Raw genomic sequence first — 12,764 nt, forward strand, 5'->3', positions numbered from 1 at the left:
GCGCGTGCCGGCGTGGCGGACGCAGTCATACGCGAACCCAGGCGCATTGCTCCGGCGCCATGTCCAGCCGCACGGGCGCGCCCTGCGACAAGCCTGCCGCGCCCTGTTGTTCGACCAGCAACTCGCGGCCTCGCCAGTCCACCCGCACGCGCGTCAGGTTGCCCATGAAGGTCATTTCGCGCACCCGGCCCGGCCCGCGCTCGTCGGCGGCGATGCGCAGGCTTTCCGGCCGCAGGCAGGCCTCGAAACGCTCGCTGGCGCCATCGGGCCGGGTCGCCAGCAACGCCGGCATGGCCTCGCGCACCCAGTCGGTCGGCAGCAGGTTGCTCAGGCCGACGAAGTTGGCGACGAAGCGTGTGCTCGGCCGCAGATACAGATCGGAGGGCGTTCCCACCTGCTCGACGCGGCCGTCATTCATGCACACGATCTTGTCGGCCAGCGTCAGCGCTTCCTCCTGGTCGTGCGTCACCATGATGGTCGGTATCCGCAGGCGGCGCTGCACCTCGTGGATCTCGGCGCGCATGTCGGTGCGCACGCGCGCATCCAGCGCCGACAAGGGTTCGTCCAGCAGGATCAGCGCCGGGTCCACCGCCAGCGCGCGCGCCAACGCCACGCGCTGCTGCTGGCCGCCGGACAACTGGTGGGGATAACGCTGTGCATAATCCGGCAGCTTGATCAGCGCCAGCAATTCGCGCACCCGTGCGTCGATGCGCTCGCGCGTCTCGCCGCGGATGCGCAACCCGTAGCCGACGTTCTCGGCCACCGTCATGTTGGGAAACAGTGAATACGACTGGAACACGATGCCAAAGCCGCGCTTGCGCGCCGGCAGCGCCGACAGGTCGCTTCCGCCCAGGGTGATGGTGCCGCTGTCGAACGGCAGCAACCCGGCGACGATGCGCAGCAGGGTCGTCTTGCCGCAGCCGCTGGGTCCCAGCAGGCAGACGAATTCATGTTCGCCCACCGACAGGTCGATGCCTTCCAGCGCCACCGCGCCGTCGAAGGTCTTGCGGATCCCGCGCAATTCCAGGTACATGGCCGCTCCAGGCGGTGGCGTGGCGGCCGGCGGCGCCGGCCGCGCGCGCCGTCAGCGTTTGATGGTGTCCTGCCAGGTCTTGATGGTGGCGTCGCGTTCCGCCGCCGATTTCTGGAAGTCCACCGGATACAGCACGGCGGTCAGGTCCTTGGGCAAGCCCGCGGCTTCGGCCGCCTTGTTGGGGGCGGCGCCGGGAATCGTCACCAGTTCCTTGTACTTGCTGTACAGCCCGCCGGCCTGCGCCGACAGCGTCCAGTCGAGGAAGCGCTTGGCGTCCGCGGGATTCTTCGACGTCTTCATCAGGCCGGAGGCTTCGAGTTCGTAGCCCACCCATTTCGACGGGATCACCATCTTCACCGGAAAGCCTTCCTCGATCGATTGCATCGCCGGGAACGCGAACGACACGCCGATCGCATACTCGCCGGCGCGCGCCATCTTGCAGGGGCGGGAACCCGACGGCGTGTACTGCGCCACGTTCTTGTCCAGGTCCTTGAGCAGCGCCCAGCCTTTCTCGGCGCCCAGGCCCTGCAGCAGCGCCACGATCTGCAGATAACCGGTGCCGGATGCGGCCGGACTGGGGATGACGATCTCGCCCTTGTAGACCGGCTTGGTCAGGTCTTCCCATGAGGTCGGCATCGGCAGGTTCTTGGACTTGAGCCGGTCGGTGTTGACACAGAACGCGGCCACGTAGCCGGTGGCGGCGAACCACTTGTTGTCGGCGGCCTTGTATTGCGCCGGCAGGGCGTCGATGCCCTTGGCCGCATAGGGCTCCAGCAGCTTCTGCAGGCGCGGATCCAGCATGTTGCTGACGGCAAATCCCCAGATCACGTCCTGCTGCGGATTGCCGGCCTCGGCGATCAGGCGCGCGCCCAGGTCGCCGGTGGACAGCCGCAGCACGTTCACCTTCACGTCCGGCAGCGCGGCATTGGCGGCCTTCAGGTAGGCGGCGATCTCGTCTTCCTCCAGCGCGGTGTAGACGGTGATGGCGCCAGCGTGGACGGCCTGGGTCAAACCTAGGGAAATCACTGCAACCACGAGACCAAGCTTCTTCTTACATTGCATGATGGGACTCCGGAAAGGAATACACGGCAACGGCGATGAGCTGCTTTTCTGCGAACGGCGACCTGCGGGGCGGGGCGGTAGGGTTGCGCGAGGAAACGTTGCGTTTCCCGGGTTGCGTTTTTAGGTATATTTGCAAATTTGTGGCAACGTGTCTAGACTGGAAAAACCCGAATCGCATGGGTCTTTCCGCGCCGCGTTACGCCTCGGAGCTCGTCATGCAAACTTCGCCGCTGCCCACCGCGCAGCAATTGGCCGCGTTTTCCTCGTTCGCCCAGACGCTGGCGGACCAGGTCCGGCCCTTGTCGCGCCAGTGGTTCCGCCACCCCCTGATGGTCGAAACCAAAGCGGATGAAAGTCCCGTCACCCGTGCCGACCGCGAGGTCGAGCAGGCGCTGCGCGAAGCCATCGCGCGCCAGTATCCGGATCACGGCATCTTCGGCGAGGAATACGGCGCCAGCCATGCGGAGGCCGAGTGGGTGTGGTCGCTCGATCCCATCGACGGCACCCGCGCCTTCATCTCCGGCAATCCCCTGTGGGGCACGTTGCTGGGCCTGCTGCACCGCGGCCGCCCGGTGCTGGGCCTGATCGACATTCCCATGATGGCCGAACGCTGGCTGGGCGTTGCCGGTTCGCCCGCGCGCTTGAACGGCGAACCCTGCCGCGCGCGCCCCTGCACCGAACTGGACCAGGCGATTCTCTACGCCACCTCGCCCGACATCTTCGAAGGCGCCGACCTGGACGCGTTCGAGGCGCTGGCGCGCTCGGTGCGCATGCGCCGCTATGGCGGCGATTGCTACAGCTATGGCCTGCTGGCCAGCGGCCATGTCGACCTGGTGGTCGAGGCCGGCCTGCAGCCGTATGACTACCTGGCGCTGATGCCCGTGATCGAAGGCGCGGGCGGCGTCATTACCGATTGGTCGGGGCAGCCGTTAGGCCTCGCGTCGCAGGGCCGCGTGATCGCGGCCGCCACGCCGCAACTGCATCGCGAGGCGATGCGGATGCTGGGGGCGGCCGTGACCTGAAACACCGCGCCCCGCGACCCCGCACGTCAACGCAACGCTTCAGCCACGACAAGGTGAACGAGCCATGCATGCACTAGGGGTAGCAACGGTGGAAGACGCGGAGCGGCTGGTCCAGGCCAGCACGCTTTCGCATATCAAGATCGGCCTGTCCGACGTCGATGGCGTCATGCTGGGCAAGTACGTCAGGCGCGACAAATTCCTGGCCGCGCTGCGCGGCGGGCTGGCGTTCTGCGACGTGGTGTTCGGCTGGGACCTGGACGACCAGCTCTACGACAACACCAAGTACACCGGCTGGCACACGGCCTATCCCGATGCCAAGCTGCGCATCGTACCCAGCACCTGCCGCCGGTTGCCGCTGGAGCAGGGGCCCGGCGGCGAGGACATGCTGCTGTTCCTGGCCGAGTTCGAAGGCCCCGCCGCCGACATCTGCCCGCGCCGCCTGCTGCACCGCACGCTGGACCGCGCCGCCGGCATGGGCTTCGAGGTCTACGCCGCGCTCGAATACGAGTTCTTCATGTTCCGCGAGACGCCGCACTCGGTGCGCGCCAAGCACTACCGCGACATGGAGAACTGGACCCCCGGCAACTTCGGCTACTCGGTGCTGCGCAGCACGGTGCAGGGCGATTTCTACCGCAAACTGCTCGACATGTGCGAGCGCATGGACATGCCGATCGAGGGCCTGCATACCGAGACCGGTCCCGGCGTGCTGGAGGCGGCCATCGCGGTCGACCAGGCCGCCGCCGCCGGCGACAAGGCCTTCCTCTTCAAGACCTTCACCAAGGCGCTGGCGCAGCAGAATGGGCTGATGGCCACCTTCATGGCGAAGTGGTCGCACGATCATCCCGGCCAGAGCGGTCACATCCATCTGTCGCTGCGCGACCGCACCAGCGGCCGCTCGGCGTTCCACGACGAGTCGCGCCCGCACGGCATGAGCGCGACACAGGAAGCCTTCATGGCCGGCGTGCAGCGCTACCTGCCCGAATTCATGGCGCTATACGCGCAGACCATCAACAGTTATTCGCGCCTGGTGCCGGGCTACTGGGCCCCGCTGGACGCGACCTGGGGCATGGAGAACCGCACCACCGCGCTGCGTCTCATCCCGGGCAGCGACAAGTCACAGCGTGTCGAAGTGCGTATCGGCTCGGCCGACGCGAATCCGTACCTGGCGCTGTCGGCCGCGCTGGCGTCGGGCCTGCGCGGCATCGAACTGGGCCTGCAACCCGAACCGATGGTGCAGGGCAACGCCTACACGCAGCAGTTTCCCGAGCACCTGCGCCTGCCCACGACGTTGTGGGAAGCGGCGCAGCGCCTGCGCCAATCCGAAGCCGCGCGCGAGCTGTTCGGCGATGCCTTCGTCGAGCATTACGCCGCCACGCGCGAATGGGAAGAACGCCAGTTCCGCCGTCACGTCACGGACTGGGAACTGGCTCGCTATTTCGAGATCATCTGAACGCCGCCGCTTCATCTTTTCTCCACGCATGCACAGGGTCGCCATGACGCAGGAACTCATCACCATCAGTCCCATCGACGGCCGCGAAGTCGTGCGCCGTCCCTACGCCAGCGAGGCGCAGGTCGCGCAGGCGCTGGCCGACGCGCAGGCCGCGCAGGGTGCCTGGCACGCGCTCGGCATCGAGCAGCGCGGCCGCATCCTGTCCGAGGCGGTGACGCGCTTTGTCGCGGGCAAGGCCGAGATCGCGCGGGCCATCACGATCCAGATGGGCCGTCCGCTGCGCTACACGCCGGGTGAGGTCGATGGCTTCGAGGCGCGCGCGCGCCACATGATCGGCATCGCCGCCGAAGCGCTGGCGCCGATCCAGGTGCCCGAGATCGCGGGCTTCACGCGCTTCATCAGCCGCGAGCCGATCGGCGTGGCGTTGACGATCGCGCCGTGGAACTATCCGCTGCTGACGGCCGTGAACAGCATCGTGCCGGCGCTGATGGCCGGCAACACCGTCATCCTCAAGCACTCCGACCAGACCCCGCTGTGCGCCGAGCTCATCGGCCGCGCTTTCAGCGAAGCGGGCGTGCCGCATGGCGTGTTCCAGTACCTGCACGCGAACCACGACATCGCGCAACGCCTGATCCGCGCGCCCGAGATCGGCTACGTGTCCTTCACCGGTTCGGTGCGTGGCGGCCAGAGCGTGGAGCAGGCCGCCGCCGGCCGCTTCATCGGCGTGGGCCTGGAGCTGGGCGGCAACGACCCCGCCTATGTGCGCGCCGACGCCAATCTGGCGCACGCGGTCGAGACGTTGGTCGACGGCGCCTTCTTCAACTCCGGCCAATCGTGCTGTGGCATCCAGCGCATCTACGTGGCGCGCGACCGCTACCAGGATTTCATCGATCGCGCCGCGGCGCTGACCCAGGAGTACGTGCTGGGCGATCCCTTGCAGCCGGACACCACGCTCGGTCCGGTGGTGCGCACGCGCGCTGCCGACGAGGTGCGCGAGGTGATCGCCGAAGCCGAAGCGCGCGGCGCCCGCAATCTGGTCGATGCCACGCGTTTCGACGCCGCGCGCGCCGGCACGCCTTATGTGGCGCCGACGCTGCTGACGCAGGTCGACCACCGCATGCGCGTGATGAACGATGAATGCTTCGGCCCCGTGGTCGGCGTGATGCCGGTTGACAGCGACGAAGAGGCGGTCGCCTTGATGAACGACAGCCCCTATGGCCTGACCGCCGCCATCTTCACGCAGGATGAAGAGGCCGCATTGCACCTCGGTCGCCAGTTGCGCACCGGCACCGTCTTCATGAACCGCTGCGACTACCTCGATCCCGCCCTGGCGTGGACCGGCGTCAAGCAAACCGGCCGCGGCGTTTCGTTGTCGCGCGTCGGCTACGAACAGCTCACCCAAGCCAAATCCTTCCATCTGCGCCGCAACGCCTGAGCGCGCGACCAGGAGCCGATATGACCGTCCCCAGCGTCAACTGGAACTATCCCACCGCCATCAAGGCCGGCCCCGGCCGCATCAAGGAGTTGCCCGACTGGTGCCGCGAACTCGGCATGGCGCGCCCCTTGTTGGTCACCGATCCCGGCCTGGCCGCGCTGCCCATGATCGCCGATGCGGTGCGCGGCTGCCGCCAGGCCGGACTCGAATGCGGCCTGTTCCACGAAGTGAAGGGCAACCCCACCGGCAAGAACGTGGACGATGGCGTGGCGCGCTATCGCGAAGGCCGCCACGACGGCGTCATCGCGTTCGGCGGCGGCTCGGCGCTGGACGCGGCCAAGGCCATCGCGCTGATGGCCGGACAGAAACGTCCGCTGTGGGACTTCGAAGATGTGGGTGACAACTACCTGCGCGTGAACGTGGCCGGCATGGCGCCAGTCGTCGCGGTGCCGACCACCGCGGGCACGGGCTCGGAAGTGGGGCGCGCCTCTGTCATCACCGACGAGGCGGCGCAGGTCAAGCGCATCATCTTCCACGCGCGCATGCTGCCCGCCATCGTCATCCTCGATCCCGAGCTCACCGTCGGCCTGCCGCCGCGCATCACCGCGGCCACCGGCATGGATGCGCTGTCGCACAACCTCGAGGCCTACTGTTCGCCGTTCTTCCATCCGATGGCCGCCGGCATCGCGCTGGAAGGCATGCGCATGATCAAGGAATACCTGCCGCAGGCCGTGGCCGATGGCGCCGACCTGCAGGCGCGCCAGCAGATGCTGGTGGCCTCCAGCATGGGCGCCACCGCATTCCAGCGCGGGCTCGGCGCGATGCACGCGCTGGCGCATCCGCTGGGGGCGTTGTACGACGCCCACCACGGCATGCTCAACGCCATCCTCATGCCTTACGTGCTCAAGGCCAACCAGCACGCGGTCGCGCCGCGGCTGCAGGCGCTGGCGCGCTACCTGGCGTTGCCGGACGACAGTCCCGGCGCCGTGCTCGACTGGGTGCTGGCGTTGCGCGAGACCGTCGGCATCCCGCACACCCTGGCCGATATCGGCATCGACGACGCACAAGCCGAGCGGATAGGGCGCATGGCCAGCGAGGATCCGTCCGGCGGTACCAACCCGGTCACCTACACCCCGGACCAGTACGCCGAACTTTTTCGTGCAGCCGTTCGCGGAATCTTGTAAGCTTCGCCCCCTCTGCGCGGAAACGCGGCAGGCAGAACGAAAGTTTTGAATATTTTTCGTCCCAGGCGTTTGACAGCGGATTTGAAAGTGTTCATAATCTCAAGTTCTCCGCTGGAGGGGTGCCCGAGTGGTTAAAGGGGGCAGACTGTAAATCTGTTGGCCTTGCGCCTACGTTGGTTCGAATCCAACCTCCTCCACCAGAGACCCAAACCTGAATCCAGGCGATGTTTGCCTGGATTTTAAAATGTAGGCCTAGGGAACTGGGCGGCCTTCGCAACGAAGGTGGCTGGTTCTCCAAGGCCTTAGTTTTGAAAGTCTGGGATAGATAGTGAGGTGGTGAAAGGACAGCCGCGGGTGTAGCTCAATGGTAGAGCAGAAGCCTTCCAAGCTTACGACGAGGGTTCGATTCCCTTCACCCGCTCCAAGCAGTACACATGCCCATGTGGCTCAGTGGTAGAGCACTCCCTTGGTAAGGGAGAGGTCGCGCGTTCGATCCGCGCCATGGGCACCACAAATTCCAAAGTCTTTTCTTCAGTCAGCAGCTTCAGTCAAAAGCGCAATCCAGGTCAGGAGTCAGCCATGGCAAAAGGCAAGTTTGAACGTACCAAGCCGCACGTGAACGTGGGTACGATTGGTCACGTTGACCACGGCAAAACGACGTTGACGGCGGCCATCACGACCGTTCTGTCGACCAAGTTCGGTGGCGAAGCCAAGGGCTACGACCAGATCGACGCGGCACCTGAAGAAAAGGCTCGCGGCATCACGATCAACACGGCGCACGTCGAGTACGAAACGGAAACGCGTCACTACGCGCACGTTGACTGCCCGGGCCACGCTGACTACGTCAAGAACATGATCACGGGCGCGGCGCAGATGGACGGCGCGATCCTGGTCGTGTCGGCCGCTGACGGCCCGATGCCGCAAACGCGTGAACACATCCTGCTGAGCCGCCAGGTTGGCGTGCCGTACATCATCGTCTTCCTGAACAAGGCCGACATGGTTGACGACGCCGAGCTGCTCGAGCTGGTGGAAATGGAAGTTCGCGAACTGCTGAGCAAGTACGACTTCCCGGGCGACGACACCCCGATCGTGAAGGGTTCGGCCAAGCTGGCGCTGGAAGGCGACAAGGGCGAACTGGGCGAGCAAGCGATCCTGTCGCTGGCCCAAGCCCTGGACACGTACATCCCGACGCCCGAGCGTGCCGTTGACGGCGCGTTCCTGATGCCGGTCGAAGACGTGTTCTCGATCTCGGGTCGCGGCACCGTGGTGACCGGCCGTATCGAGCGCGGCGTGATCAAGGTCGGCGAAGAAATCGAAATCGTCGGTATCGTCCCGACGGTCAAGACGACCTGCACCGGCGTGGAAATGTTCCGCAAGCTGCTGGACCAAGGTCAAGCTGGCGACAACGTGGGCATCCTGCTGCGCGGCACCAAGCGTGAAGACGTCCAGCGCGGCCAGGTTCTGGCCAAGCCGGGCTCGATCACCCCGCACACGGACTTCACCTCCGAGGTGTACATCCTGTCCAAGGAAGAAGGCGGCCGCCACACCCCGTTCTTCAACGGCTACCGTCCCCAGTTCTACTTCCGCACGACGGACGTGACCGGCACGATCGACCTGCCGGCCGACAAGGAAATGGTCCTGCCGGGCGACAACGTGACGATGACCGTCAAGCTGCTGGCCCCGATCGCCATGGAAGAAGGCCTGCGTTTCGCCATCCGTGAAGGCGGTCGTACCGTCGGCGCCGGCGTCGTCGCCAAGATCCTGAAGTAAGCAATACCCGGATGGGTAGAGTGGACTCTCAAGTCCCTCTATCCATCTTTGCTGTAAAAGTAGTATGATGTTTGGTTCCGCAAGCCGCTACGCGTGGCGGCCTGGCAGGAACGGCGAAAGTGTAGTGCACGTGTAGTGATGTGTGAGTTTTAGGGGCATAGCTCAATTGGCAGAGCGTCGGTCTCCAAAACCGAAGGTTGTAGGTTCGATTCCTACTGCCCCTGCCACCGCCAGGATAAACCCGCGGGAGATCATCGCGAGTTACGCATTCAGGCGGCTCGCGTCGCAATATGTCTAATACCAGCGTAGAAACCGTAACCAGTACCGCCGACCGGGTCAAGCTCGGGCTGGCGGTTCTTGTCGTTATTGCTGGCATCGTCGGGTTTTCCGTGCTCAGCGCACAGCCGATGCCTGCCCGTATCGGCGTCTTTGTCGGCGGCCTCGTGATCGCAGCCGTGATCGCCTGGTTCAGCGAACCCGGCCGTCGCACCCTGAGCTTTGCCAGCGAGTCCTACAACGAAGTCAAGCGTGTGTCGTGGCCGACCCGCAAGGAAACGACCCAGATGACGGGCATCGTTTTCGCGTTCGTGGCGGTCATGGGCATTTTCATGTGGGTGCTCGACAAGGGCATCGAATGGATTCTCTACGGCCTGTTGTTGGGCTGGAAATAAGGACGGCGAATGAGTAAGCGTTGGTATGTCGTCCATGTGTACTCCGGCATGGAAAAAAGCGTACACAAGGCCCTGAACGAGCGCATCGAGCGCGCGGGCCTGCAAACGTCTTTCGGCCGCATTCTTGTGCCCTCCGAGGAAGTCGTCGAGGTCAAGGGTGGCCAGAAGTCGATCACCGAGCGCCGCATTTTCCCCGGTTACGTCCTGGTTGAAATGGACCTGACCGACGAAACGTGGCACCTGGTCAAGAACACTAACCGCGTCACCGGTTTTTTGGGTGGCTCGGGCAATCGTCCGACCCCGATTTCCGAAAAGGAAGTCGAAAAGATCCTCTCCCAGATGGAAGAGGGCGTCGAGAAACCCCGCCCCAAGATCCTGTTCGAAGTGGGCGAGATGGTTCGGGTCAAGGAAGGTCCGTTTGCGGACTTCAACGGCAACGTCGAAGAAGTCAACTACGAAAAGAGCAAGGTTCGCGTGTCTGTCACGATCTTCGGTCGTGCCACCCCCGTCGAACTGGATTTCAGCCAGGTCGAAAAGACCTGATTTCAACCCCCGGGGAGCCCTGGCCGCGCGCTAGGGCGATATAACCCGCAAGGAGCAAAGCATGGCGAAGAAGATCGTCGGCTTTATCAAGCTGCAAGTGCCGGCTGGTAAGGCTAACCCCTCCCCCCCGATTGGCCCGGCCCTGGGTCAGCGTGGCCTGAACATCATGGAATTCTGCAAGGCGTTCAACGCCAAGACCCAAGGCATGGAGCCTGGTCTGCCGATTCCGGTGGTGATCACCGCTTTCGCCGACAAGAGCTTCACCTTCATCATGAAGACCCCGCCCGCGACGGTCCTCATCAAGAAGGCCGCCGGCGTGCAAAAGGGTTCGTCCAAGCCGCATACCGACAAGGTCGGCACGCTGACCCGCGCGCAAGCTGAAGAAATCGCCAAGGCCAAGGGCCCCGATCTGACCGCCGCCGATCTGGACGCCGCCGTCCGTACGATCGCTGGCAGCGCCCGCAGCATGGGCATCACGGTTGAGGGGATCTAATCATGGCAAAACTGAGCAAGCGCGCCGCCGCCATTGCGCAAAAGATCGACCGCACCAAGCTGTACCCGGTCGCCGAAGCCCTGACCCTGGTCAAGGAAACCGCTGTCGCCAAGTTCAACGAATCGATTGACGTGGCCGTGCAGCTGGGCATCGACCCGAAGAAGTCGGACCAACTGGTCCGCGGCTCGGTCGTGCTGCCCGCCGGCACCGGCAAGTCGGTCCGTGTCGCCGTGTTCGCCCAAGGCGACAAGGCCGAGGCCGCCAAGGCCGCTGGCGCCGACATCGTCGGCCTGGACGACCTGGCTGACCAGATCAAGGCCGGTCAAATGGACTTCGACGTGGTCATCGCCTCGCCCGACACGATGCGTGTCGTCGGCGCCCTGGGTCAGATCCTGGGCCCGCGTGGCCTGATGCCGAACCCGAAGGTCGGCACCGTGACCCCCGACGTCGCCACCGCCGTCAAGAACGCCAAGGCCGGTCAGGTTCAGTACCGCACCGACAAGGCCGGCATCATCCACGCCACGATCGGCCGCGCGTCGTTCGGCGTGGAACAGCTGCAAACCAACCTGGCCGCGCTGGTCGACGCCCTGCAAAAGGCTCGTCCCGCCGCTGCCAAGGGCATCTACCTGCGCAAGCTGGCCGTTTCGTCCACGATGGGCGGCGGTGCGCGCGTGGAAATTGCCTCGCTGTCGGCTACCAACTAAGCCAACAGTTGTAAACGTACTTTGGGCCGCATCCGGATTCCTCCGGATGCTGCTGTCAAAGACCGCTGGAGCAGGTCAGCGCGAAGGTTCTCCTTCCGCTGGAAGCAGTACCCTCGCTGCCCCGCTTAATCCCGAAGCTCGCACAGTTCGGATCCAGCGTAGACGGCGTCCCCAGGAAGATTTCTTTACCCGAAGAACTCGACCAGGCGCCGCATTCGGTTGACGCGCAAGGCTCCGGCCCCAGGCGTCTTTTGATGGAGTGTTCAAACCGTGAGTCTCAATCGTCAAGAGAAAGCGGTGGTAATCGAGGAAGTCTCGGCCGAAGTGGCCAAGGCGCAATCGATTGTTATCGCCGAGTACCGTGGTCTGGACGTCGCCTCTGTCACCGTACTGCGCAAAACTGCGCGTGAATCGGGCGTGTATCTGCGTGTTCTGAAGAACTCGCTGGCCCGTCGTGCTGTTGCCGGCACGGCTTTCGAGCCGTTGGCCGAGCAACTGACCGGTCCGCTGATCTATGGCATCAGCGCTGACCCGGTTACGGCGGCCAAGGTCCTCGCAGGTTTCGCGAAAAGCAACGACAAGCTGGTCATCAAGGCGGGCGCTCTGCCCAACAGCCTGTTGAACCAAGAAGGCGTGAAGGCTCTGGCCACCATGCCCTCGCGCGAAGAGTTGCTGTCGAAACTGCTGGGCACCATGCAAGCCCCCATCGCGCAATTCGTGCGTACGCTCAACGAAGTTCCGACCAAGTTCGCCCGTGGCCTCGCCGCCGTGCGCGACCAGAAGGCCGCGGCTTAATCCCCGCCCTTCACGGAAATTCGCTGAACGACCGAGCGACACCCAAACCCTGGCATTACCCAATATTTGGAGTTCTTAAAAATGGCACTTAACAAAGCTGAAATCCTTGACGCCATCGCTGGCATGACCGTGCTCGAACTGTCCGAGCTGATCAAGGAAATGGAAGAGAAGTTCGGCGTGTCGGCTGCTGCCGCCGCTGTGGCCGTGGCCGCTCCGGCCGCCGGTGGCGCTGCCGCCGCTGCTGAAGAGCAGACCGAGTTCACCGTTGTCCTGGCTGAAGCCGGCGCCAACAAGGTTTCCGTCATCAAGGCCGTGCGCGAGCTGACCGGTCTGGGCCTGAAGGAAGCCAAGGACCTGGTCGACGGCGCGCCGAAGCCCGTCAAGGAAGGCGTTGCCAAGGCTGACGCCGAAGCCGCCAAGAAGAAGCTGGAAGAAGCTGGCGCCAAGGTCGAAGTCAAGTAAGACCTGCGTCAATTTGCCCGGGGACAGCGCAATTTGCCGTCCCCGGGCTTTTGCGTTTCCAGGAAACCCCTGCTGGGGTCATGCCCTTTCCAGAGGGGTTTCCTGGAGTCGTATCACCTGGGGCCGTGGTTGACGGCCCA

Annotated in this window: 13 protein-coding genes and 4 tRNA genes; 15 read left to right on the forward strand and 2 right to left on the reverse strand. The window is 64.5% G+C overall.

Annotation, left to right across the window (positions count from 1 at the left end; all coding sequences use genetic code 11):
• Positions 1-25: 25 nt before the first annotated feature.
• Both HV742_RS04565 and HV742_RS04570 read right to left on the reverse strand, forming a co-directional pair.
• Entirely contained in the window at positions 26-1,033 is a 1,008-nt protein-coding gene (locus HV742_RS04565; RefSeq protein WP_175144592.1) for an ABC transporter ATP-binding protein, read from the reverse strand.
• Between the two features lie 51 nt (positions 1,034-1,084).
• A complete protein-coding gene (locus HV742_RS04570) occupies positions 1,085-2,095 on the reverse strand; it encodes an ABC transporter substrate-binding protein (protein ID WP_053086031.1) in 1,011 nt (336 codons plus the stop codon).
• Between the two features lie 215 nt (positions 2,096-2,310).
• Between HV742_RS04570 and hisN the strand changes: the two genes are divergently transcribed.
• The 15 genes from hisN to rplL all read left to right on the forward strand — a co-directional run bounded on the left by hisN (position 2,311) and on the right by rplL (position 12,624).
• Positions 2,311-3,117, forward strand: coding sequence for a histidinol-phosphatase (hisN, locus tag HV742_RS04575; RefSeq protein ID WP_175144593.1), 807 nt, complete (start codon positions 2,311-2,313; stop codon positions 3,115-3,117).
• A 64-nt stretch (positions 3,118-3,181) separates the two neighbouring features.
• On the forward strand, positions 3,182-4,567 hold the full coding sequence (locus HV742_RS04580; RefSeq protein WP_175144594.1) for a glutamine synthetase family protein: 1,386 nt from the start codon (positions 3,182-3,184) through the stop codon (positions 4,565-4,567).
• Positions 4,568-4,610: 43 nt separating this feature from the next.
• Entirely contained in the window at positions 4,611-6,002 is a 1,392-nt protein-coding gene (locus tag HV742_RS04585) for an aldehyde dehydrogenase family protein (RefSeq protein ID WP_059268680.1), read from the forward strand.
• 20 nt (positions 6,003-6,022) lie between these two features.
• The gene (locus HV742_RS04590) at positions 6,023-7,186 is read left to right on the forward strand and encodes an iron-containing alcohol dehydrogenase (RefSeq protein WP_175144595.1); all 1,164 of its coding nucleotides are present in this window, start codon (positions 6,023-6,025) and stop codon (positions 7,184-7,186) included.
• 113 nt (positions 7,187-7,299) lie between these two features.
• Positions 7,300-7,386 (forward strand) — tRNA-Tyr (locus tag HV742_RS04595).
• Between the two features lie 150 nt (positions 7,387-7,536).
• Positions 7,537-7,610, forward strand: a tRNA-Gly gene (locus HV742_RS04600).
• A gap of 12 nt (positions 7,611-7,622) precedes the next feature.
• Positions 7,623-7,697: transfer RNA gene (locus HV742_RS04605), tRNA-Thr, on the forward strand.
• Positions 7,698-7,765: 68 nt separating this feature from the next.
• Entirely contained in the window at positions 7,766-8,956 is a 1,191-nt protein-coding gene (gene tuf / locus HV742_RS04610; RefSeq protein WP_054495833.1) for an elongation factor Tu, read from the forward strand.
• Between the two features lie 151 nt (positions 8,957-9,107).
• Positions 9,108-9,183: transfer RNA gene (locus HV742_RS04615), tRNA-Trp, on the forward strand.
• A gap of 63 nt (positions 9,184-9,246) precedes the next feature.
• Positions 9,247-9,627 carry a preprotein translocase subunit SecE gene (secE, locus tag HV742_RS04620; protein WP_006389585.1) on the forward strand — a complete coding sequence of 127 codons (381 nt, stop codon included), beginning with the start codon at positions 9,247-9,249 and terminating at the stop codon, positions 9,625-9,627.
• 9 nt (positions 9,628-9,636) lie between these two features.
• Positions 9,637-10,170 (forward strand): transcription termination/antitermination protein NusG, encoded by a 534-nt coding sequence (gene nusG, locus HV742_RS04625; protein WP_006389586.1) that lies wholly within the window; start codon positions 9,637-9,639, stop codon positions 10,168-10,170.
• 61 nt (positions 10,171-10,231) lie between these two features.
• The gene (gene rplK, locus HV742_RS04630; RefSeq protein ID WP_006389587.1) at positions 10,232-10,663 is read left to right on the forward strand and encodes a 50S ribosomal protein L11; all 432 of its coding nucleotides are present in this window, start codon (positions 10,232-10,234) and stop codon (positions 10,661-10,663) included.
• Between the two features lie 2 nt (positions 10,664-10,665).
• Positions 10,666-11,367, forward strand: coding sequence for a 50S ribosomal protein L1 (gene rplA, locus HV742_RS04635; RefSeq protein ID WP_006389588.1), 702 nt, complete (start codon positions 10,666-10,668; stop codon positions 11,365-11,367).
• A 270-nt stretch (positions 11,368-11,637) separates the two neighbouring features.
• Complete coding sequence (gene rplJ, locus HV742_RS04640) at positions 11,638-12,162, forward strand: 50S ribosomal protein L10 (protein ID WP_006389589.1); 525 nt, start codon at positions 11,638-11,640, stop codon at positions 12,160-12,162.
• An 81-nt stretch (positions 12,163-12,243) separates the two neighbouring features.
• A complete protein-coding gene (gene rplL / locus HV742_RS04645; protein ID WP_006389590.1) occupies positions 12,244-12,624 on the forward strand; it encodes a 50S ribosomal protein L7/L12 in 381 nt (126 codons plus the stop codon).
• The last annotated feature ends 140 nt before the right edge of the window (positions 12,625-12,764 follow it).

The sequence above is a fragment of the Achromobacter ruhlandii genome (assembly GCF_902859695.1).
Taxonomy (GTDB): Bacteria; Pseudomonadota; Gammaproteobacteria; order Burkholderiales; family Burkholderiaceae_B; genus Achromobacter; species Achromobacter ruhlandii.